The sequence below is a fragment of the Streptomyces sp. MJM8645 genome, from assembly GCF_001625365.1.
In the GTDB taxonomy this organism is placed as follows: Bacteria; Actinomycetota; Actinomycetes; order Streptomycetales; family Streptomycetaceae; genus Kitasatospora.
Genome location: NZ_LJJF01000001.1, coordinates 697985 through 720104, shown reverse-complemented (window position 1 = coordinate 720104; position 22120 = coordinate 697985). Strand labels below are relative to the sequence as shown.

Genomic DNA, 22120 nt, shown 5'->3' with positions numbered 1-22120 from the left:
GTCACCATCGCGAGGGCTCGGTGGTGGCGAGGGCGAGCGGCGCGATCTTGTTCTCGACCTCGTCGAGGTCGAAGTCGACGTCGTCCAGCTCGTCCAGCGCGTCCAGTTCGGTGTCCTCGGCGGTTTCGGCCCCGGCGGTTTCCGCTTGGGGGGCTTCCGTCCCCTCGGCGGTCTCCTCGGGCTCTGTGGACTTCGCGGTGGACTTCGCGGTGTCTTCCATGGCGCGCTCCATTCGGAATCACGGTCGGACGTGGGAATGCGGATGCGAAGGATCCGGCGTCAGGGCAGCCGGAACCAAAGGCGTGGGCGGGAATCGTGACGGCGGACGTACGGGGGACGTACGGTGGGCGGCCGCGGCGGGCGGCAGGCCCCGGGCGCTCAGCCGACCGGCGTGCGCATCCGGGCGAACTCGACCACTTGCCGTCCGACGGTGGCCAGTTGCGCGGTGAGATGCGGGTCGCCGGTGCTGTCGCCGGCGCTGTCGTCGGACGCCAGGGTGACGCTCTCCGTGTTGATGGCCACTCCCAGGGGAGTGGGCCAGCCCCTCAGGGCGTGCACGACGGAGCGCAGCCCCGCCAGCGTCGAAGCGGCCTGCGCCCCGCGTGCGGTGACGACACAGCCGACGGCGCGGCCGTGCAGATACGGGCGCGCGTCCTCGCGCAGGTCCTCCAGGTAGTCGAGGGCGTTCTTCACCAGACCGGAAACGCCCCCGTGGTACGCGGGCGTGCCGATCACCAGGCCGTCGGCGAGGGCGACGGCCTCGACCAGCCGCCGGGCCGCCGGGGTGCGCAGTGACTCCCCCGGTGCGTAGAGCGGCAGTTGAAGTGCATCGGCACCCAGCAGCAGGGTCCGGGCCCCCGCCGAAGCGGAGGCCGCGAGTACCGCCCGGACCGCCCGTTCCGTCGAGGAACCGGAGCGGACGGTGCCCCCGATGCCGACGATCAGGGGCCCGGCATCGGCTGGGGCACCAACACCGGGATTCTCCACCGAAAGAACGGAACCCTGGTTCGTCTCCAGCACGGTTACCCCAATCTCCTTGACCGGTCGCGGTTTTCGGAGTCTAGACAGGGCGGTTATGCGCTGGTTATGAGCTGGTTATGCGTGGGTTATGCATTGGTTACGCGTGGGCCGGAAGTCTGGTCCACCGTCCGGGCGGACGCGTCCTGGGTGCGCAGAACCCGCTCCAGAAGTCGCTGGGTGTCAGGGCTGACATCGATGTCCAGACCATCCGACATCCGGGCCCGGCACAGCTTGTACCAGGACCTGGCCTGCCCTAACTGGCCCAGGTCGCCGTGAACTTGGATCAGGGTCCGGTAGACGTCCTCCTGGTACGGATCGATGTCCAGCGTGCGGCGGCACATGTCGATGACCTTCGGCAACTCGCCCCGGTCCAGTGCCTCCTGGAGGAGGAAGTCCGCCGCTCCCAGCGCGAGGGACCGCACCCAGTCCCGCTGCTCCCTGGCCCAGTCGGCGGTCTCACCGGGCAGGAAGTCCCCGGTGTGAAGATCGAGCGCCCTGCGGTAGTACTCCGCGGCCGCGCGCGGATCACTTCGGGCCGCCGCCCGGTGCCCTTCGTTGCACAGCCGCTCCAACTCCTCGAAGTCCAGCCAGGCGTCGTGGAGTTTGAGGGAGTACCCGTACTCGCTGCAGACGATCTCCGCGGCCGGCTGCTCCTCCGCGGCCTGCTGCCCGCTGAGTATCTGGTGCACCGCGTGCTTGGCGACCTTGAGCGAGCTGGAGCCCGCCGCCCGGGTGCGGTCGGGCCACAGCGCGGCGTGCAGTTCGTCGCGGTCGACCGTGCGGCCCCGGTTGATGAGGAGGTAAAGGAACAGTGTGCGCGCCTTGCCGGCCCGCCAGCGTCTGACCGGGAGTCCCCCCAAGTCCAGTGAAAAGCCGCCGAGGCAGCGTACGACGGCAAGCGTGGAAATCTCGGTCATGTGGAAACCCTCCTTCTTCGTGGGGGTGACAGGATGCGAACGCGCTGGCGCGGTCGGTCGGTTCAGGCCTGTGGGGGAGGCAACCCGGTCGACCGGTGGTACGACCGGGGTGAGGGCCGGTCGTCTTATCTGTGTTGACGTACGGGAACGGCGTGGCCGTTCGGAGAATGCCGGTCAGACGGACGGCGGGAAGCGGAGTCTCCGGTTCTGTCCGGCTCGCGTCCGTGTCCCGGCCTCGGCTGTGACGCGACGGCTCGGCGATCGCCTCCGCCCGGGTCGGTGGTCGACCCCGGAAGCCCTCGTCTCACCAGAAGATGCTGATGGTGCACTCGCTCATGGCGAGCCGTCGCGGCATCCTGGAGGGGCCCTCATGCAACTCGGCCTGTTTTCCCCGAACTTCGGCGCACTTTCCGGCCTCGTCGATCGGCGACTTCACGAAGTCGATTCCGAGAAGGCGCCGCCCATCACCACACCCGGGTCGGTGTACGCACGATCGGTGTGCTGATTCCGCTGACACGTCCCACCCCATGACGGCGGCGGCGGAGGCCCGGGCCGGTGTGACGAGCGTGAGCCCGACGGTCGCCCCAGCGGCGGCGACCAGGGTCCCAAGTGGCTTGCGCGGCATGATGTACGTTCTCCAGAGTTGCCTGCCAGGCACCGTCCGGCCGCCCGAGTCAGGAAGATCAGTAATGACTCTGGCTTCTCCGAATAAACAAGCAATGAACAGCAGATACGGCCCCGGCACCCGCCCGTTTCGGCTCTCCGGGTAGACGAACTACGACGCCTGAAAGTTGAATCAAATCCACCTACCGTTCGTCCCCGCAGGATCACTCAGCGCCAGGCACCGCCCGTCACACTTCCGCGCCGCACCCAGAGGATGAAACCTCGCCAGAGTCCACCCCGGCACCCGCATGCCGAAGCGGCCCACACCCGCCCGACATGCCTCCGGCACCGCCCACCCCACCGCCGGTGGCACGTCCCCAACCGGACGGCGCTGGTGGGGCGGGCGTACGCGTTCGGCGTCCTCGTGGCGGACGTGTGGCCGCCGGCGCCTGCCCGCCGCACGCGACGGCCGTCAACCGGCCCGGCGCAGGTGTCGGGGCCCGGCCGGGCGCGGTTTCGGACAGCGTCGGCGGCGCCGACAGCACGGACCGCTCTCGCCGATCGCGGTCAACGGCAGGACCATCACGACCACCGCGGACGGCTGTTCGTCCACCTCCCCGGCGGCCGGCGTCTCGCGACGGCTCCCGTCCGGCTGGTCGAGCCCGCTGCCGGGAACGGCTCGCGCGGCACGGAGAAACCATTCCAATCGCGAGGTCCCCAGGCCGAGCGCCTCCGCGAGCTGCTGGACGGAGCGGCGCTGTGGTCGGCGCACCCGGCCCCGCTCGATGTCGCTGATCGTCCTCACACTGACCTGGGAACGCCGGGCGAGTTCCTCATGCGTGAATCCCACTTCACGACGAAGCGTCCTCAGCATGCCCCCGAATGCCGAATCCCCTTGTTGTGCCTTCGACACGTCACCCCCAGAATCTTGGCGCGTGGGAGCGCTCCCACACCCATCGGGAGCGTAGCAGCACCTCATGCCCAGGTCAGCCGCGACACGCGGCAGTGGCTCATACCGGAACAACGGAACGTGACGGCCATTCAGTTCGAAGCCGTCCGAGGCCGTCAGGCCGAGGCGCGGACCGTCAGTTCGGTCGGAAGGATCACCTGGCGACGCGGCCGCCCGGGTTCGGCGATCTCCTCGAGCAGCAGCTGAACCATCAACCGCCCCATCGCCTCGGTCGGTTGGCGAACACTGGTGAGGGGCGGCTCGGTGCTACGGGCGATGACGGAGTCGTCGAAGCCGACGACGGCCACGTCTCCCGGCACGCGCCGCCCGGCCTCGCGCAGTGCCCGGAACGCGCCCACGGCCATCAGGTCGGAGGCGCAGAACACGGCATCGAGGGTGGGCATTTCGGCCAGGAGCTCGCACATCGCCGCGTAGCCGCCCGCCTCGGTGAAGTCGCCGTGGGCGACGAGCGCGTCCTCCGGGGCGAGGCCGGCCTCCGTGAGCGCCTCCCGGTACCCCGCCAGGCGTGCCCCGGCCGCCTCCATGGCGAGCGGCCCCGTGATGGTGGCCACTCTGGTGCGGCCGCGCCCGACCAGGTGCCGGACGGCCGCCCGGGCCCCGCCGGCGTTGTCGGCGTGGACGTAGCTCAGCGATTCGCGCTCGGACCGGCGACCGCCCAGTACGGCCGGCATCCCGAGCTGTTCGAGCAGGTCGGGCAACAGGTCGTCCTGGCGCACCGAGACCAGGAGCACCCCGTCGACCCGGCGCGCGGTGAGGTAGCGCGTCAGACGCTCGCGCTCGTCCTCGTTGCGGACCAGGGTCAGCAGCAACTGAAGGTCGGTCGACGCGAGTTCGTCGGAGATCCCGGTGATGACGTCCGCGAAGTACGGCTCCGACCTCAGTCGCGCCAGGCTCTCCGGGACGACCAGGGCGACGACGTCGGTGCGCGAGGTCACGAGGGACCGTGCCGCCTGGTTGGGTACGTAGCCGAGCTCGGCGACGGCGTGCTCCACGGCCTCCCTCGCCCTGGCGCTCACCTTGGGCGAACCGTTGATGACCCGGGACACCGTTCCCCGGCTGACTCCCGCGCGGGCGGCCACGTCCTCCACCGTCGGTCGCGCGGCAGACCGGGCGCTTCCGGGGCCCGGCCTGTCAGTTCGGGTCATGATCACACTCCGGTGTGGCTCACTCTGGGGAGTGGCCATCCTACACGGCGTGAGAGCGCTCCCACCGGCGCTTCCACCGGCGCTTCCACGGGCGCTCCCACGGGCCCGGCCCGTCGGCCGGTCGGGAGTGTGTCCGACCGGCCGACGGAACCGGCGGTCACAGGGGCATGCCCTGCCAGCCGCCGAGGTTGGTGGGCGTCGTGCCCGTGCGGTAGTAGACGCGGCCGTCCGTGCCGATGGCGAACACGTGGAGGACACCGCCGCCGTCGACGAGCGCGGTCGGGTAGTCGAGGACGGTGCCGCCGAGGTCCTGCCAGGCGCCGTAGCCGGCGTTCGGGGCGGTCTGGGCGGTGGTGCTCACGCCGCCGCCGCCGTTGCGCTCGAACAGGACGACCCGCCCGCCGAGGTTGGCCATCGCCGGCTCGCCCACTCCTGCGTGGCCGCCGAGGTTGCCCGGGGACTGGCTCCACGGTCCGCCGGGCTGGGTCTGGTAGCTGACGAGCATCGCGCCGGTGCCAGCCTCGCGGTAGGCGAGTTCGATGCGGCCGTCCTGGTCGAGCGCGGCCTTGGGCGGGCTGGCCGGCCGGGAGTTCGGGATCGGGCCCGGGCCGTTGATGGCGTCGTTCGGAGCGGTCTGCCACCAGTTGACGACCCCGTCGCGGGTGCTGGCGAAGACCTCGATCCTCCCGACGCCGTTGCGGATCGCGGTGACCGGGTCCTGGATGTCGGTGCCGTGCAGGTCATCCCAGGTGGTCGTCCAGGCGCCGTTCGGGCTGGTCTGCCGGATGCTGCTGAGGCCGCCGCCGCCGTTCTTGACGAAGAGCTCCAGCCGGCCGTCCTGGGAGGCGACCACCGCGGGCACGCCGACCTGGCCCGCGTTGTCGAGCCCGGCGTTGGGGTTGCCGAGGTCGGCCCAGCTGTCCCGCCACACGCCGTTGGGCGTGGTCTGCGGGACGGAGACGATGTGGTGGTCGGTGAGGCGGCGGGCGAAGACCTCCATCCGGCCGTCCGCGTTGGTGCCGACGGCGATGCCCGGCGCCAGCCGCCCGCCAGGGTCGGCGAACCGTGCCGGGCCGCCCCAACTGCCGTCCCCCTGACGCCAGTACGTGTAGAGGGAGCCCGCCCGGACGACGAAGACCTGCGGCCGGCCGTCCTGGTTGAGTCCGGCCCAGGAGGTGCCCCGCGACCAGCGGTAGTACATCCGGGAGAACCAGGCGGTTTCGTAGTTCCCCGAGTGGTCGTGGCTGGCGTACTCGGAGACGAACACGCCCTTGGCGCCGACCGTCGCCGGGTCGAGGTTCACCGGGCAGTCGCTGATGTTGTAGTCCCGGTAGTTCACCTGGATCAGCGAGCCGCCGTACTGGCTCGCCGCCACGCCCGTGAACTTCGCGGCGGAGATGTGGTCCGAGTGGTCGTCCTTGTAGCGGGTGTCCGGGAGTTCGTCCTGGGCCCGGAGCACGGTCGGCTGGTACGTCACCATGATCTGCCGCAGCACCTCGACGACGTCCGCCGCCGTGTAGGTCGACGGCCCGGACAGCGGGCTGTCCTTCGGGACGACCGTGGTGTCGGTGCCGCCGTTCAGCACGTTGGCGAGCCCGGCGTCGTGCAGGTTGAGGAAGATCAGGTGCACCGGCCGGTCCTTGAGCATGTAACGCTCGACCTGCTTGCCCGCGACCGTCCACGCCTCGACCGTCCAGTGCCCGATCTCGTCGGTCGCCGGGTCGTTGTCGCCGACCCCGGTCATCCGGGAGTAGGCGTTGACGGCGCCCATCTGGCGGTTCCAGGTGCGCAGTGGGTCGCCGGCGGGGTCCCAGCAGCCGCCCACGCACGGGTCACCGGTGATGTTCCCGGCGGTGACGAACACCGTGACGGACGGGGTGCCGTTGCCGAGGGCGTTGGACAGGTCCGGGTTCATGAACAGGATGTCGTCGTCCTCATGGGCGACGATCTGCATGAACAGCGGCCCGGAGCCGGCGGCCATACGTGCGGCCGTACCCGTACCCGTACCCGTGGCCGCGGAGGCGCGGGTCGCGGTCCCCTTGGCCAGGACGGGTGCGGCGAGGGCGGTCAGCGCGAGGGAGGTGAGGAGTTGCCGTCGTCCGATTGCCATGTGATTTCCCCTCATTCGAGATTCGAGGTCGGCAGGTGATCACGCCAGGAGGAGATTGGCGGATTGTAGGGCGGGAAGTGCCCGAGACGGTATATCGCAAATCTCGTCAGGCGCGACAGTCAACTGACGTGCAATCAAGCCAATCCGTCTTTTTCTCGCCGATCTCGCCTGTACAGCGCGGTTTCTGCTGGAACTTCCCCATGGTTTCCGCCTGATGTTCCTCCTGGCGAAATCCGGACCGGCGGTGATTGCATGGTGGATGGCGAGCGGGCTCCGAGATTTCTCGGCCATTCTCGGACCTCCTCCTTCGGGAAACGGATCGCCACCATTTCTTCGTCACCCGAGCCATGCGGGAATGGTTTTCCGTACCCGGCGAAAGGACTCCTGTGCACGTCACCCACCGCCCACTGCGGGGCCGCCCGTCCGCCATGACGGCAGCCGCCGTCGTCCTCGGCGCGTTCGCCGCCCTGCCGCCCGCGGCCCCGGCGAACGCGGCCGTCGGCTGCGGGCCGGTCCCCGCCGCGCTCCCGTCAGCCCCGGGCGTGCCGCGCCCCGAGTCCTCGGCCTGGACGGGAAGTTGGGGTACCGCCATGAGCCTGGCAGGACCGTCGGCATCCTCGGGCGTGACGGGGCGGCAGACCCTGCGCATGGTCGTCCACACCAGCATCGGCGGCAGCTCCGCCCGGATCCACCTGGTGAACACCTTCAGCCCGGACCCGGTGACCATCGGGCACGTCACCGTCGCGGCCCAGGACAGGACTTCCGCCCGGAACGGGAATCCGGCCACGGCGGCGGCCACGCCGGCCACCCTGACGTTCGGCGGTTCGGGCCGGACCGTCATCCCACCCGGCGGCGAGGTCTACAGCGACCCCGTCGCCTTCCCGGTCACCGCAGACGAGAACCTGCTGGTCAGCCTCTGGCTGCCCGACGGGGTCACCACCGCGCCCTACCACCCGTACACGCTCACCACCTCCTACACCTCCGCCCCCGGCGACGGAGCCGACCGCACCCAGGACACGGGCGGCGCCAACCTCTCCACCCCGTACGCCTACTGGGCCTTCCTCGGCGGCCTGGACGTCACGGCCGCCGGCAGCGACGGGACGGTGGTCGCCCTCGGCGACTCGCAGGTGGACGGCGGGCACACCAACCAGGACTCCAACACCCGCTGGGCCGATGACTACGGGCGCGCCCTCAGCGCCCGACCGACGCCCGAGGGCATCGTCAACAAGGGCATCTCCGGCAACCGGATCCTCACCGACGGGACGGGAGGACGCGTCGGCTTCGGTCAGAGCGCGCTCAACCGCTTCGACCGGGACGTCCTCTCCCAGACCGGAGTGCGGAGCGTCGTGCTCTACGAGGGCATCAATGACATCACGATGGACGACGCCTCCGACTCCGCGCTCGAGTCGGGGATCCAGCAGCTGGCCTCACGCGCGCACGCGGCCGGGCTGCGCTTCACCGTTGCCACCATCCCCGCTTTCCAGGGCTACACCGACTACACCGCCGCCCGGGACCGGGTGCGCCAGTGCGTCAACGACTGGATCCGCACGACGACGGCTATCGACGGCTTCCATGACTTCGACCGGGCGACCCGCGACCCGCTCAACCCGAGCGCCGCGTTCGCCGGTTACGTCTCCTCCGACCACCTGCACTTCACCACCAACGGGAACACGGCCCTCGCCGAGGTCCTCGCCCCGCGGCCCGCCCCGACCAGCCCCTCCCACACCTTCTCCCAGACGACGGCCGGAGCCTTCCACGGCAAGGGCATCGGCGACCTCGTCGCCCGAGACGACTCGGACGGGCACCTGTACGAGTGGGCGGGGCTGGGAGACGGGTCCTTCACGGCCAGGACCGACCTGACGGCCGGCTGGGGCGCGTTCTCCCAGACCACCGCCGGCGATTTCCGGGGGACCGGTCATGCGGACCTGATGGCGAGGGAGGACGCGACGGGCAATCTGTACATGTGGCCCGGTAACGGGGACGGTACCTTCGCCGGCCGCGTGCTCGTCACCGACGGGTGGGGTCCGTTCTCGCAGACGGTTGCCGGTGACTTCCGGGGGACCGGTCATGCGGACCTGATGGCGAGGGAGGACGCGACGGGCAATCTGTACATGTGGCCCGGCAATGGGGACGGTACCTTCGCCGGCCGCGTGCTCGTCACCGACGGGTGGGGTCCGTTCTCGCAGACGGTTGCCGGTGACTTCCGGGGGACCGGTCATGCGGACCTGATGGCGAGGGAGGACGCGACGGGCAATCTGTACATGTGGCCCGGTAACGGGGACGGTACCTTCGCCGGCCGCGTGCTCGTCACCGACGGGTGGGGTCCGTTCTCGCAGACGGTTGCCGGTGACTTCCGGGGCACCGGCCGTGCCGACCTCATCGCCCGCAACGACACCTACGGCGTCCTCGACGAATGGATGAACACGGGCGGAGCCTCCTTCTCCCACGCCTTCCGGCTCACCGACGGCTGGTGACCGGCCGGTCGGCCCGTCCAACTCGTCCTACCCGGCCAATGCGCTTGCACGGGACCACCGTTCGCAGCGGCGGCCCACCCTGCCGGGCGGCTCGCCGAAGGCGAGGAGGACGTCCAGCAGGTCGCCCGGGGCCTCGGCCGTGACGTCGGGTCCGGCGGGAGGCCGTGCACCGTCCACCGCGGGTGATGGGCCAGGCGTCGGCCGCGGTCTTCCTGGACAAGGGCCACCCGACGACCGTCTGGAACCGCTCGGCCGGCAAGGCCGAGCAGCTCGTCGCCAAGGGCGCGCCCCTCGCCGGCTCGGTCAGGAGCGCGCTCGAGGCGAGCCCGCTGGTCGTCGTCCGTGTCTCGGACTACGACGCCGTGCACAGGTTGCTGGACCCGGCCGCCTCCTCCCTGGCCGGCCGCACCCTGGTCAACCTGACCATGGCGAGCTCCACCCAGGCCCGGGAGACCGCCGAGTGGGCGGCCGAGGCCGGCATCGACTACGTCGACGGCGCGATTCTGGCGGTGCCCCAGGCCATTGGCACCGCCGAGGCCACCCTGCTGTAAGCCGGCCCGGAGTCCTGGCGCTCGAAGGCGCGCGTGAGCGTGCCTTCGAGCGCCAGGACGTCGCCGGCCTCGTGCGAACCGATCCACTTGTGCAGGTTCCTCAGAAGCCGTCGAAGCGTTTTGGCCGTCGAGCCCGGCACCCCGGGTGCGCCGAGGGCGCGCACCGACTCCTCACGGATCGAGGTCGCGGCAGACACGTCGTCTGCGGCCTTGGCCCGCTCGAAACGGGTCACCAGGTCGGCGGCCTGGGCGGCGTGGCCGGACGAGGGGTGCTCCGCTTGGCGGCTGGCCGGGACCCTGGCGTGCCCCCTGCCGGTGGCGTTTTGGGTCTCAGCGATGGGTGCGGGTGCGAGCCGGTCGGCGGTCTCGACCTTGGCAACGTCTGCTGCTCCGGTGGCGCGGTCGGGTCGGGTGGGTCGACTTCCCGGTCCGGGGCTCGTGGAGGAAGCGACAGAACACCGGCAGGTCCTGCGCATGGGCGTCGATGCCATTCGTCGCCCATGCTGCGGCGAGACGGCCTTGGCCTTTACAAAACGATTTTTCTGGAGCGTCAGCTGACCATCACTCCGAAGCACGGATGGCGGCGCGATCCAGCCGCAGGCCGGTGGCAGTCTCGGTCGTCGCCCGAATCAAGCAGCGCGACGGCCGAGGCATCAGAAGCCAGTCGTCCGACTTCCCGTCGGTGCTACAGGAGTTGGTCAAGGTCGAAGACGGCGGTCACCGGTGCGTGGTTGCTCCATCGATCGGCAGAGGAGGCGGGGCGTTCGATGTAGGCCTTGGTGCAGGTGTCCGTCCGCGAGGTTCTGACTGACCATCAGATAATCAATTCTCCACGCCGCGTCGTTGTCGACCCACGGGGTTGACTCGCCGGCCCCCAGGCAGCGGGCGGTACGGTGTCGGGCCCCCGGATCGGGGCCATGATGCTCCGGCACGACACGTTCATCCGGGACGAGCGGGTCACCCTGCCGGTCGCCGGGCACGAGGCCACCGCGACCACGCCGACCGGGCTGTTCCTCCACCCCCACCAGCGCCGCCTACAGCACCACCGTCCGCCCCGACGGCCCCGTTCCGGCGGTACTCACCCAGGGGTGGACGGGCGGCCCCGCCCCGGTCACATCCGCGAGCGTGACCGGGGCGGAGTCCCGCCGGTGGCGAGGGGTGAGCCTGCCGTTCCTCAGGACGCGCTGAACCTCAGAAGGAGGCGGGGGCATGGCGCCGCGACCTCTCCCTCGGGAGGAGGGCCCCATGCCGCGAGTGCGGCGGAAACCCCCTGTGGGCCGGATTCCAGATAGCAGATCATGTTCACCGGGTACCGACTGTTGTCGAGCATGTAGCGGTCCATCGGTGTCGGCTCCTCGCTTATTCGCAGCCCTCGCTCTTCGGGTGGGCCGATCCGGTGCCAGTCGGGATGCAGATGGATGGAGCCCAGGATCTCGGCCCCGTCACGGTCCGCCTGCCGGTGAATACGAAGCAGATCCTGCGAGCTGCACCAGAATCCCCGGCGGGGGTTTCGGTAGGCGCTTCCAAAGCACGGCTCTATGGAGCTCGAGAACTCTTCGAGCGCCATCGGGTCGGTGGCACGGACGTTGGTCGCGAACTGGACCGAGGTGATGGCCGCGACACCGTCGTCGACGGTGCCGAGCAGGAGGGCGAAACAGGAGGGTGGTTCCTGCGGGGTACAGGCCTCGTATTCATCGCGCGCTACCGAGATGAACGACTTGACGGCGTCGAATCCGATCAGGGCGGTGTGGGGGGTGAGGGTCACGGCGGCTCCTCCTCCTTCAGCCGACATGCGCATGGTGGTCCGCCGCGGTGGTCCGTGAAGCGAGGTCCAGCGAGTGAACCTCGGCCGGGGAGAGTTCCAGGGTCGCTCCCGGGGTCAGTTCGGCGAGCTGCTCGGGCGTCCTGCTGCTGGCGAGCGGAGCGACGACATGGGGCTGCGCCCTCAGCCAGGCCAGGGCCACCGCGGCGGGGGCGGTGTCGTGCTCGGAGGCGATCGTGTCCAGCGTCCGGAGCACCGTGCGGCCGCGGGGCGTTTCGCCGTACGGTCGTGCCGCGTCGCTGCGGACGCTGGGAACGGCGGGTGCGCCTTCGCGGTACTTGCCCGTCAGGAAGCCCTGCGCCAGGGCGAAGTACGGGACGCAGGAGACGCCCTCGCGCTCGCAGACCGGGGCGATCCCGCTCTCGAAGGGCTCGCGTTCCATGAGGTTGTAGGGAGGCTGGACCGCCACGTACGAGGCGAGCCCCGAACGCTTCGAAACCTCAAGGGATTCAGCCAGCCTGGGGCCGCTGATGTTCGAGGCGCCGATATGGCGCACCTTCCCTGCCACGATCAGTGTGTCGAGTGCGGCGAGGGTCTCTTCGAGGGGAGTTTCCGGGTCGTCCGCGTGCGTGTAGTAGAGGTCGATATGATCCGTCCGCAGACGGCGCAGGGATTCCTCCACGGCCTGGTGAACGACCTTCGCCGTGAGCCCGGACAGTCCGTTCAGTCGGCCTACCTTGGTGGCGATGACGAAACGGTCCCGCTGACCGCGCGCGGCCAGCCAGTTGCCGAGGATGGACTCGGACTCCCCGCCGGTGTTTCCGGGGGCCCACTGGGAATAGGAGTCGGCGGTGTCGATGAAGTTCCCGCCCGCGGCGGCGTAGGCGTCGAGGACGCGGAAGGATGTCCGCTCGTCGACGGTCCATCCGAAGACGCTGCCGCCGAGGCAGAGTGGAAAGACGTCGAGCTCGGAGTCTGCGATGGTAACCAATGGACGCCTTCTGGGTTCTTGCCGGTTTCGGTGGTCGGTTCCGGTGCGGAGGGTGGGGCGCAGGGGGGCGCGACTCGGCGCAACCCCCCACCTGAGGGGTCGGCTGACGCCCCCGACAGCAATGTCCAATGAATAGCGTGCACTTGATATTCAGTCAGTGTGGAAACCGATACTACCTTCTGGTCCGATGCCATGCCGAGGCGTCGGCTGGATTCCGTCGTGGTCGGGGTGTGCGCCTGCGCCGTCGTTCTGCGCTCGAACAGCTCGACGGCGAGGCCGCCCCCGGTGGTTACCGGGCCGAGGCGGGTCGCGGCCGGGTCGTGGGTCGCAGGCCGTAGGCGCGGGTGGTCCGCGCGTCCACCGCCCTGGTGCGCATGGCCTTCGCATGCCGCGAGGCTGGATCGCCTTCCTGCCAAGGGAGTTCGGGCGAAGGGCGCGGGGTCGGACCAGCGACCGGCATGGGTGGCGGCGCGCTCGACACAGGCCTCCACCGACTTCGCGGCGGAGTGATCGCTTCCGGGGCGCAGGTGAAGGCTACCGAGAGCCCCTTTCGAAGATCCACGTCGTCGAAGTCCTCAAAGGAACCCTCCCGGCATCCTCACCTCCGTCGCCGAGAGCAGGGCCGTGCTCCGTCCAGGGCGCCGCTCCCCTGTCGGGATGGTGGAGGCGTCGCCCCGCAGGATTTCCCGGGTCGTGATCCTCCCTGCGAAGCCGAGGACACCGACGACCCTCCCTCGCTGGACCCCGCCCGGTGAGCGCCGCGGCGTCGTACCTCGGAGCCCAGACGGGCGGGACCGGCGCCAAGGTGTTCACCGGGCGTAGTCGACCTCGGGGAAGTCGGGGGAGGGACCGTCGAGCAGTCGCCCCTGGTCGCGGAGGTGGAGGTCGAAGAAGGCTCGCGGGTAGGCGCGTTGGAACGCCTGTGCCCGGTGCCCGGGAATCGTCCCGACCTCGTCCTCCAGATCGGGCGGTGACATGCCCAGGAGAGGGGCGATCAGCGGCAGGATCAGCACATCGTCGCCGAACGACTGGTGCGCGGCTCCCCGTACGGTCAGATGCAGGCGCCAGCCGCGCAGACGCGACCAGAACGCGCGCAGGGCGGGGTTGCTCTCCATGCTGCCCTTGCCCGGGGTGTCCACGACCAGGAACGGACGGTCGAGCCCGGCGTCCACCACCGGGCCGGCCGCGCCCCCGTCCAGGCTCATGCCCGCCGTGATCCGCCCGTCGGTGAGCATCGTCGCGGCGGTGGTGGCGCCGCCCAGGGAGTGGCCGAGCATCCCGACGCGCCGCAGGTCGAGCGCCCCGCGCAGGCCGGGGGGCAGCGGGGTGCGGCAGACGCCGGGGTGGCCACCCGAGCGGAGGACGGCGAGCCGGTCCAGGACGAAGCGGATGTCGGCGGTACGGACCGCGAGGGCCTTGGCGTAGTCGCTGATCCCGCCCAGCGGATTCGTCTCGACGCGTCCACCGGGGAAGGCGACCGCCGCCGCGTCGTAGGTGTGGTCGACGGTGACCACCAGAAAGCCGTGACTGGCGAGGTCTTCCACGACGCCGGTGCCGAACGACCGTGACGCGTCGGCGCCGGGAGAGTAGAGCACGACGGGCAGAGGGCCCGGTGGGCCGCCGACGGGAGCGCCCTCGTGGCCGTGGGTGCCTCCCAGCCGTACCCGGCCAGGAGGCAGGCCGAGGAGGCTCAGGTACCGGTCGGCCGCCGCCGGAGGCATCCAGGGAACAGTGGGACGGGCCGCGCAGCCGCGGGCGGGGTACCAGATGCTGATCATCAGCTCACGGCAGGGGCGGGAGGGTACCCAGGGGTCCGGCCGCGCGGTGTCGGTCAGGTGCAGCGCGATCGTACCCAGCGGGTACGGTCCGTTCGGGGCGGGCAGCTGGAACCGCACGGGTTCCTCCTGCCCCGGTCGCGCGGCGGCCACCGGCGCGAGCGGACCCGGGATCATGGCGGCGGCCAGTCCGGCGCACGAGGACAGCAGTGTTCTCCGATTCATGGCTCCACTGTTCCGTCCGATGAGCCCGGCGGCTTCGCCCCCGGGGAGTAACCCGGTGTCAGCCCAGGAGGGTACGACGGGCATCGGCCGCGCGGATGACTCAGCCCGCGGGATGACGTCCTCCGGGCTGACGGGCCCCGGGCCCCGTTTGGATAGCGTGGCCGGCATGGGCGACGGGGAGTCACGGCCGCTGGTGGCCAGACGTCTGCGGGACGGACAGTGGCACGGCGTGGACACGGTCGCGGTCGTGCTCCTCGCCCTGGCGTTCGGCGCGAGCGAGACGCGCAGCGGTGGCTGGGGCGCGGGAGCCGTGGCGGCGGTGGTCTGGCTGCCGGTCGCGGTACGGCGTAGACGGCCCGTCCGGGTTCTGTACACGGTCCTGGCCGGAGCGGTCTTCGCCATGGCGTTCACCGGATGGGAGGAGTCCTGGGTCCCGGTCGGGGCCGCCCTGTACACGGTGGCGGCGCGGGAACCGGGGCGCCGGTCCGCGACGGCGCTCGGCTGCTCGCTGGGCGCCGTCGCGGCGGCCATGGCCCTCGTACCGCGACCGGTCCCGGCCTCCGGGGTCGCGTGGGGCGTCGTCTTCGCGTCTTTGATGATGACCCTGCCCTGGCTGGTGGGCACCGCGCTGAGAGAGCAGCGGTCGTACGCGGAACTCGCCGCCCGGCAGGCCGTGACGGACGAGCGCCTGCGGATCGCCCGCGAACTCCACGACGTGGTGGCCCATCATCTGACTGTCATCGCGGTACGGGCCGAGGTGGCCCGTGCGGTGGCCTCCACCGACCCGCAGGAGGCCGAGCGGACCCTCGCACTGGTCGGGACGGCGGGCCGGACGGCGCTCACCGAGATGCGCCGCATGCTCGGCGTTCTGCGATCACCCGGTGACGGAGCCGAGTTGGGGTCCGCCTCCGGTCTGGCGGACCTGCCCGCGCTCGCGGCCGGCGCGGGCCCGCGCGTGGAGCTGTCCGTCGACCCGGATCCACCGCTCCCCCCGGGTGTGGAACTGGCGGTCTACCGGATCGTTCAGGAAGCCCTCACCAATGTCGTCAGGCACGCGGGATCGGCGGACTGCCGGGTGAAGCTGTCCCGGATGGGTCCCGAGGCGGTCGAGATCGAGGTCGTCAACGACGCGCCGTCCCGGCTCCCGTCCCGGCGTCCTGGCGGCGGGCACGGACTCATCGGGATGCGGGAGCGGGCGGCCATGTGCGGCGGGACCCTCTCCGCCGGCCCCCTGGCGACGGGCGGATTCCGGGTGCATGCGCGGCTGCCCTGCGGATCGGAGGCAGCACGGTGAACCGGCCGGTCCAGGTTCTGATCGCCGATGACCAGGCGCTGTTGCGGGCGGGCTTCCGCCTGCTCATCGAGAGCGTGCCGGACCTCACCGTCGCGGGCGAGGCCGTCAGCGGCGAGCAGGCCGTCGAACTCGCCCTGCGGCTGCGGCCCGACGTCGTGTTGATGGACATCCGGATGCCGGGCATGGACGGTCTGGAGGCCACCCGGCGCATCTGCGCGGACCCGGACGCCGTCGGCACCCGTGTGCTGGTCCTCACCACGTTCGACCTGGACGAGTACGTGTACGCGGCACTCCGCGGCGGAGCCAGCGGATTCATCCTGAAGGACATCCTCCCCGCCGACCTGCTGACAGCCCTGCGGGTGGTCGCCTCCGGCGACGCCCTGCTCGCGCCCGCGGTCACCCGCCGTCTGATCCGCGAGTTCGCCGGACGCCACGAGCCGCGCCCGCGACTCGCCCGGGAGCTAGCGGGCGTGACCCCACGGGAACGGGAAGTCCTCCGATTGGTGGCCCGGGGACTGCCCAACCACGTGATCGCCGAGCATCTGGGGCTGAGCATCGCGACCGTCAAGACACACGTCCGGCGGCTGCTGGCCAAGCTCCACGCCCATGACCGGGCCCAGATGGTCGTCATCGCCTATGAGACAGGCATGGTCACCGTAAGGTGGGAACCTCCCGTCCACAGGCTGACGCCTCACCGGCTGGGATGGTGGACCTGAAGGGGACTTCCCCGGTGGTGCGCAGACTCCGTGCACGGCTTCCGCGACTTCGACGACCGCAACCTGCTGGGCTTCGTCGACGGCACCGAGAACCCGGAGGGCGGGGCGGCGACTGGGGACAGCTCACCGGCCGCCGGGCCGAAGCCCGTGCCACCGGACGCGGCGCGCACCGCCCCGTACCGCTGGGCTGTGGCTGCCCACCGGGGGTGGCAGCGTCACCACCACCGCTCCTGGCACCGCAGTCACCGGGGAGCGGCAGGACGTTGTTGCCGCTTCCGGGTAGCGGCAGAACAGGAACCCGTCCGCACCGCCGGCCTGCGGCTGCCGGGTGGCCCACCACCGTTGCGTCGGCGGACAGGGCTGGTGCGACGCCGGTGCCGGGGCCCGCCCGGCCGGACTGCGGCCGGGCGGGTGCGTAGCCGGCGGGCTGGGGTCAGCGCGCGAGGACGAAGCCCTCGAAGTCCTCGTCGACGAACGCCGCCGGCTCGCCGCCCTCCCACAACGCCCCTCCGCCTGGGTGGAAGTCGAGACCGGCCAGACCTTCGCCGATGCCTGGACCCAAGCCGACCAGGAAAGGCGCCGCCAACTCCTCCTCGGCCTCAAGGCCCGCCTCTACATGACACCCACCATCGAAGGCTGGTACCTGCCGCCGAAATCGAAGCACGAGTATCGAAGCTGGACCGCGCTGGAAGGTCGGCGTAGATCGCGAAGCGGACGAGCAACTGGCGGCCGTCATCGACAGATTCGACGGGCCGCTTCCGTGCGGGGGAGCGGCTACAGCTCTCCCCAACAAGCCGAAGATAAGCGATAAGTTGGTCGAGCGTCGGGCACTGTAGTCATCGAGGAGTTGGCCACGATCAAGCCCGGATCTGCCGAACCATCCAACCGAGGAGTCCTGGGCTGGCAGGATGGCCGGACCGGTAGTTGACGCCGGTGCTGGACGCGGAGCATGTGTGGGACCGCATGTGATCAACGATCGCTTCCTGCTGGTGGGAGACAGCGCGCGCAGCGGCGGTCTGTCGAAGGTGCGAAAGGCCGTCGACACGGCAAATAGCGACAGTGACAGGCAGTTCGCGGCGATCAAGTTACTCAAGCGGCGCGACGACGAAATCATCAAGGTCTTCCTGGAACGGGAGACCGCCGCACTCAAGCTGTCGAGCACCCTCATATCGTGCGGATGCTGGAGTCGGGCTGGGACCCGGTTCTGGAGCGGTACTACATCGCCCTGGAGTGGGTGGAGCGCAGCCTGAAGGACGATCTACAGGCTCGTCGGCTGGGACGCCTACTTCGAGAAGATCGTGTCACCACCTTGTAACAGTCAGCGATGATCAAGGAGCGGCACAGGATCGGGCCCACCGGCCGGGACCGCGCGGCGAAACCCCGGACGGGCATCGCTCCGGGTGAGAGGTTCACCTGTTCGGCTCAGCGAGGATGACGGCCAGGAGACGGCGCCCGGAGACCCTCCTACCGTTGGACCCCGGGAGGCTGCATCCCGCGGAGCCCGGCCGAGGACCTCTCGCCCGTCGGCCACCGCTCACGCCGAACCCGGCAGTCGACTTCCACCGTGACCACGCAGGGTCCGGGTCGAAGGAGATGAAGGACATGAACACCACACGCACCGCCCGCACGCCCGCGACACCCGCACTGAACGGGTGCCGGACATCACGCCACCGCCGTCGGGCACGGATCGGGCTCGCCGCGACCGCCACGGCCCTGTCGCTGCTGCCGATCGCCCCGTCCACCGCCAGCGCGGCACCCCATCTCCCGCTCACACAGATCGTGCGGGAGGCCAAGGTGAAGGCGCAGCAGGAGCACCCCGGCTCGCAGTTCTACGACGCGGACGCCGTCCTGCTGACACCCACGACCAACCCCAATGACGTCCAGGCCTGGTGGATCCGATTCCGGGCCAAGGGCTCGGAGCCGTCCTTCGAGTACAAGTACTCGACCACCGGTCAGTACCAGAGCACGCAGCCGTGGAGCGTCCCGATCGGGATCCAGGCCATCTCCCCGTTCACCATGACGGAGGTCCAGGCCCACGATCTGGCCGTCAAGGCCGGGCACACCGGCGCGTTCAAGCCCCTGTACCTCAATGAGCCCGTCGTGCAGAACCCGCATCCCACCTACTACTTCTGCATTCCCAGCGAGGGCAGGACGGTGGCGGTGGACACCGTGACGGGCCACGTCACCACGCCGTGGTCGTGCTAGTGACCACGGTGTGAGCCCTGTTCGGTGGCCGTCACCCAGCGGGGGTGACGGCCATCGGCGGCTGGCGACCCTTGCCCTCCGCCCGCTCGGTGCCGCCGACCGGGCGGGCGACAAGGGTCGCCAGCCCGGAGCGCGAAGGGCCGGCTGCCGCCGGTCAGCCGGGCCCGGGTACGAGCGGGGGCCGTGCCGGTTCGGCCGGTCGCCGCGGATCCGCGCTGGCCGTTGCGGCCAAAATCCACTCCGGGAGTGCCGTGCGACTTCCTTCGCCGCTGGCGTATTTGCTACCGAGAGGAAGCCCCGACGTGTGGAATGCCCCGCGTCGGGGCCGCCTCTTGATTTTGTCGAACTACCAGTTTCTGCTGCCTAGTTGTTCAGATCGAACACTGCCGTGACCGGTGCGTGGTCGGACCAGCGCTCGGTGTGGGTGGCGGCCCGCTCGACGTAGGCCTCGACGGCCTTGGCGGCGAGGCCCGGGGTGGCGACCTGGAGGTCGATCCTCCAGCGGAACGACACCTTTTCGAAAAAGGTCCACCCGTTCGAGCGCAGCCTGTTCGAGGGTGCCTGCTGGCCTGGGCGGTAGGGGGAGGCCCATGGGCATTGTGACGGCTTTGGCGCCGGTTCGGGCGGTGGTCGGTTCGCGAGTCTCGGACACGCACGGGGATGAGGGCAAGGTCTCGCATCTGGTGCAGGCGGAGTCGGCGACGCGGCATGCGCTCTCGAAGGAGTGGGAGGTTGTCGGGTCGTTCGAGGATCTGGATGTCTCGGCGGAGGTCACGCCGTGGAAGCGTCCGGACCTGGGTCCGTGGCTGACCGAGCGGCAGGGTGAGTGGGATGCGTTGGTGTGGGCCAAGGTCGACCGGGCGTTCCGGTCGGCGAAGGACTGCGCGGACGTGGCGCACTGGGCGGAGGAGAACCGCAAGGTCCTGGTGTTCACGGACGACGGGATCACCCTGGACTACCGGGAGGGGAGGGAGTCGTCGTTCGGGAACGAGCTGGCGAAGGTGTTCCTGATGCTGGCGTCGATCTTCGCGGAGATGGAGCTCAAGCGGATCAAGGCGAGGGTCGCGGCGGCGCACAGGCACCTGCGCAAGACGGACCGGTGGGCGGGCGGGCAGCCGCCGTACGGGTACCGGATCGTCGACAGGCCCGGCGGTGGTCGGACGCTGGAGCCGGACCCCGTGACGTCCGAGACGGTCCGTTACATGGGCAAGCTCCTCCTGGAGGGGCAGAGCCAGTGGATGATCGTCGCAGCGCTGGAGGCCGCCGGCTTCGACACCCCGTCGATGTACGCGTACAAGAACCAGGGCGAGTCGTACTCGAGCAAGCGCAAGACGCCGCCGTCGAACCACTGGAACCCGACGAGTGTGGGCAAGATCCTGCGCTCGCCGGCGACGATGGGCCTGAAACTGACCGGCCGCTCCGTCAAGGCGCGCAAGATCGCCCGCGACGCCAAGGGCCTGCCGATCCGCATGGCCAAGCCTCTGTTCACGGAGGAGGAGTGGGCCGCGATCCAGGTGGCGATGGACGAGCGGTCAGTCACGAAGGAGCGCTCGAACGGCGCCTCGCCCTGGCTCGGCGTGCCGCACTGCGACCGCTGCGGCGACCGGTTGTACCGGCAGGTGAACCTCGCGAAGAACGGCAAGGTGTACGAGTACTACCGCTGCGCGAAGACGGCAGGGAAGCCGGCCTGCAAGGGCCAGTCCGTCAAGGGCGAGCACGTCACTGCGGCGATCACCGCCCTGGTGCAGCGCCTGGCCGGGCTGGCGATGACGGTGCGCAGGTTCATACCCGGCGAGGACCACACCGAGCAGCTCAACCACGTCACCCAGGCCATGAAGGACTTGCGCGAGGAGAAGCGCCGCAACCTGTTCGACTACCCGGGCGGTGACGACGAGTACGCCGAAGCCCTCGAAGTCCTCGTCGACGAACGCCGCCGCCTCGCCGCCCTCCCACAGCGCCCCTCCGCCTGGGTCGAGGCCGAGACCGGCCAGACCTTCGCCGACGCCTGGACACAGGCCGATCAGGAACACCGCCGCCAGCTCCTCCTCGGCCTCAAGGCCCGCCTCTACATGACACCCACCATCGAAGGCTGGCACCTTCCCGCCGAACTTGAAGCACGAGCACGACAACTGGAGCGAGCTGGCAGTCCGGTGTAGGCCGGGTGGTTCGGACTCCGATCGGGCGGCTCACGTTAGCGAAAGGGAGACGTGTGGCAGTGGCGAGCCAACGCGATACCTCGACATTGTGGGCCGGAGTCGGCCGCGGGATTCTGCTACTGCGCGTAACCGGTTCGGGGTCTTTCTGGGGTGGACGGCAGGTTACTGCAGGTGCGGCGCTGGCGCCGGTTGCCTTCCGGTCGGCCGGTCGACTACGTGCCGTCATCAAGGGGAGTGGCATGTCGGAGGATCTCGGGATGAGATATCTCAGAAGGCGTCATATAGTGCAAACCTGAATTATTGGTGGCGCCATCTCGGGCTCTGGTGCGGACCGGAAAGAGGGCTGCGCCGTGTCCGATAGTGATGAGCCGGTCCATGCGCGCCTTGTAGAGCTGGCTGGCCCGCGGGCTACCGACCGGGTTGTTGATCTCGGGTGCGGTGGGGGACCGACGCTTCGGGCTGTCAGCCGGAAGGTGCCGCAGGCTTCCCTCATTGGGATCGACCGTTCGGTGGAGTCGTTGCGCCGGGTCCACGCGGCTCTGGCAGGCCACAAGGGGGCGATGACGACGATCGTTGCGGATCTGCGCGACCGTCTTCCGTGTTCCGACGAGAGTGTGGACGTCGTCCTGTCGTACAACACCATCGAGTGCCTGCCGAACCCACAGGAGATGCTGGCCGAGGTGGCGCGAGTTCTTCGGCCTGGGGGGCGGGCGGTCATCGCGCACGTCGACTTCGACTCGATGGTCATCGCGGGCGCGGACGCCGATCTCGATCGGCGGGTGTGCCACGCGTTCGCGGACGATGCGCAGAGCTGGATGGATCACGCGGATGGCAGGATCGGCCGCAAGCTCGGATTGCTCCTCGCCCGTAGCCCGCTGGACCTCGTCGGAGTTGAACCACTGCTGGCGTGGTCGACCGCGTTCACGGGGCATGCGAAGGATCGGGTTGACCAGATTCGGAAGGCTCTGTTGTCGGCCGCCAGGCACGGTCGTTGCGCGGTCGCCCCTGAGGAGGTCGAGGCGTGGTACACCTCGGTGTGCGAGGCGGACCAGCTGGGCGGTTTCTTCTTCTCCGAGCTGGCGTTCATCGCGGTGGCGGAGAAGGTGAGGAGCGGTCGCAGCGGGCATGGGGCTGGCTCGCACGACGGCTGGCAGACGGCCCACGTGCGAGCCGGATCGATGCCGCATCTCCCGACTGCTGCTTGAC

18 protein-coding genes and 1 pseudogene are annotated in these 22120 nt (G+C 70.1%); 8 read left to right on the top strand and 11 right to left on the bottom strand.

The annotated features are described in order from the left end of the window. Position 1 precedes the first annotated feature (1 nt). The 6 genes from A6F73_RS02855 to A6F73_RS02830 all read right to left on the bottom strand — a co-directional run bounded on the left by A6F73_RS02855 (position 2) and on the right by A6F73_RS02830 (position 6765). A complete protein-coding gene (locus tag A6F73_RS02855) occupies positions 2 to 232 on the bottom strand; it encodes an ammosamide/lymphostin RiPP family protein (protein WP_063346288.1) in 231 nt (76 codons plus the stop codon). Positions 233 to 378: 146 nt separating this feature from the next. After that, the gene (locus A6F73_RS02850; RefSeq protein WP_244293267.1) at positions 379 to 1020 is read right to left on the bottom strand and encodes an NAD(P)H-dependent oxidoreductase; all 642 of its coding nucleotides are present in this window, start codon (positions 1018 to 1020) and stop codon (positions 379 to 381) included. Positions 1021 to 1106: 86 nt separating this feature from the next. Beyond that, positions 1107 to 1937: a BTAD domain-containing putative transcriptional regulator gene (locus A6F73_RS02845; protein ID WP_063346287.1), complete on the bottom strand. Its 831-nt coding sequence runs from the start codon at positions 1935 to 1937 to the stop codon at positions 1107 to 1109. Positions 1938 to 3012: 1075 nt separating this feature from the next. Next, the gene (locus A6F73_RS02840; protein ID WP_079135383.1) at positions 3013 to 3414 is read right to left on the bottom strand and encodes a helix-turn-helix transcriptional regulator; all 402 of its coding nucleotides are present in this window, start codon (positions 3412 to 3414) and stop codon (positions 3013 to 3015) included. Positions 3415 to 3605: 191 nt separating this feature from the next. After that, positions 3606 to 4655, bottom strand: coding sequence for a LacI family DNA-binding transcriptional regulator (locus tag A6F73_RS02835; protein ID WP_063346285.1), 1050 nt, complete (start codon positions 4653 to 4655; stop codon positions 3606 to 3608). Positions 4656 to 4812: 157 nt separating this feature from the next. Further along, a complete protein-coding gene (locus A6F73_RS02830) occupies positions 4813 to 6765 on the bottom strand; it encodes a PIG-L family deacetylase (protein WP_063346284.1) in 1953 nt (650 codons plus the stop codon). 386 nt (positions 6766 to 7151) lie between these two features. On the opposite strand from A6F73_RS02830, the gene A6F73_RS02825 reads away from it, so the two are divergent. Continuing rightward, entirely contained in the window at positions 7152 to 9239 is a 2088-nt protein-coding gene (locus tag A6F73_RS02825) for an FG-GAP-like repeat-containing protein (protein WP_063346283.1), read from the top strand. A 164-nt stretch (positions 9240 to 9403) separates the two neighbouring features. Continuing rightward, complete coding sequence (locus A6F73_RS02820; protein WP_244293266.1) at positions 9404 to 9790, top strand: NAD(P)-binding domain-containing protein; 387 nt, start codon at positions 9404 to 9406, stop codon at positions 9788 to 9790. 1174 nt (positions 9791 to 10964) lie between these two features. Here A6F73_RS02820 and A6F73_RS02815 read toward each other — a convergent pair. The 3 genes from A6F73_RS02815 to A6F73_RS02805 all read right to left on the bottom strand — a co-directional run bounded on the left by A6F73_RS02815 (position 10965) and on the right by A6F73_RS02805 (position 14543). Continuing rightward, complete coding sequence (locus tag A6F73_RS02815; RefSeq protein ID WP_107452807.1) at positions 10965 to 11555, bottom strand: hypothetical protein; 591 nt, start codon at positions 11553 to 11555, stop codon at positions 10965 to 10967. A gap of 16 nt (positions 11556 to 11571) precedes the next feature. Continuing rightward, the gene (locus A6F73_RS02810) at positions 11572 to 12543 is read right to left on the bottom strand and encodes an aldo/keto reductase (RefSeq protein ID WP_063346282.1); all 972 of its coding nucleotides are present in this window, start codon (positions 12541 to 12543) and stop codon (positions 11572 to 11574) included. An 809-nt stretch (positions 12544 to 13352) separates the two neighbouring features. Beyond that, positions 13353 to 14543 (bottom strand): lipase, encoded by a 1191-nt coding sequence (locus A6F73_RS02805; RefSeq protein WP_063346281.1) that lies wholly within the window; start codon positions 14541 to 14543, stop codon positions 13353 to 13355. A 193-nt stretch (positions 14544 to 14736) separates the two neighbouring features. On the opposite strand from A6F73_RS02805, the gene A6F73_RS02800 reads away from it, so the two are divergent. Both A6F73_RS02800 and A6F73_RS02795 read left to right on the top strand, forming a co-directional pair. Next, the gene (locus A6F73_RS02800; protein WP_244293265.1) at positions 14737 to 15837 is read left to right on the top strand and encodes a sensor histidine kinase; all 1101 of its coding nucleotides are present in this window, start codon (positions 14737 to 14739) and stop codon (positions 15835 to 15837) included. Further along, entirely contained in the window at positions 15834 to 16553 is a 720-nt protein-coding gene (locus tag A6F73_RS02795; RefSeq protein WP_063346280.1) for a response regulator transcription factor, read from the top strand. Before A6F73_RS02800 ends, A6F73_RS02795 begins: the two co-directional genes overlap by 4 nt. A gap of 433 nt (positions 16554 to 16986) precedes the next feature. Here the strand turns inward: A6F73_RS02795 and A6F73_RS43865 are convergent, their stop codons facing one another. After that, positions 16987 to 17115 carry a hypothetical protein gene (locus A6F73_RS43865; protein ID WP_279634871.1) on the bottom strand — a complete coding sequence of 43 codons (129 nt, stop codon included), beginning with the start codon at positions 17113 to 17115 and terminating at the stop codon, positions 16987 to 16989. Positions 17116 to 17518: 403 nt separating this feature from the next. Between A6F73_RS43865 and A6F73_RS41250 the strand changes: the two genes are divergently transcribed. After that, complete coding sequence (locus A6F73_RS41250; RefSeq protein ID WP_159398336.1) at positions 17519 to 17803, top strand: hypothetical protein; 285 nt, start codon at positions 17519 to 17521, stop codon at positions 17801 to 17803. A 352-nt stretch (positions 17804 to 18155) separates the two neighbouring features. Further along, positions 18156 to 18758, top strand: coding sequence for a hypothetical protein (locus tag A6F73_RS02790; RefSeq protein WP_159398335.1), 603 nt, complete (start codon positions 18156 to 18158; stop codon positions 18756 to 18758). Positions 18759 to 19121: 363 nt separating this feature from the next. On the opposite strand, the pseudogene A6F73_RS40265 reads toward A6F73_RS02790, so the two are convergent. Beyond that, a pseudogene (locus A6F73_RS40265) lies at positions 19122 to 19259 on the bottom strand (exodeoxyribonuclease III); the annotation flags it as partial. Between the two features lie 89 nt (positions 19260 to 19348). Here A6F73_RS40265 and A6F73_RS02785 point away from each other — a divergent pair. Continuing rightward, positions 19349 to 20914 carry a recombinase family protein gene (locus A6F73_RS02785; protein WP_079135379.1) on the top strand — a complete coding sequence of 522 codons (1566 nt, stop codon included), beginning with the start codon at positions 19349 to 19351 and terminating at the stop codon, positions 20912 to 20914. Between the two features lie 350 nt (positions 20915 to 21264). After that, positions 21265 to 22119, top strand: a complete 855-nt coding sequence (locus A6F73_RS02780) for a methyltransferase domain-containing protein (protein WP_159398334.1) — start codon at positions 21265 to 21267, stop codon at positions 22117 to 22119. Position 22120 lies beyond the last annotated feature (1 nt).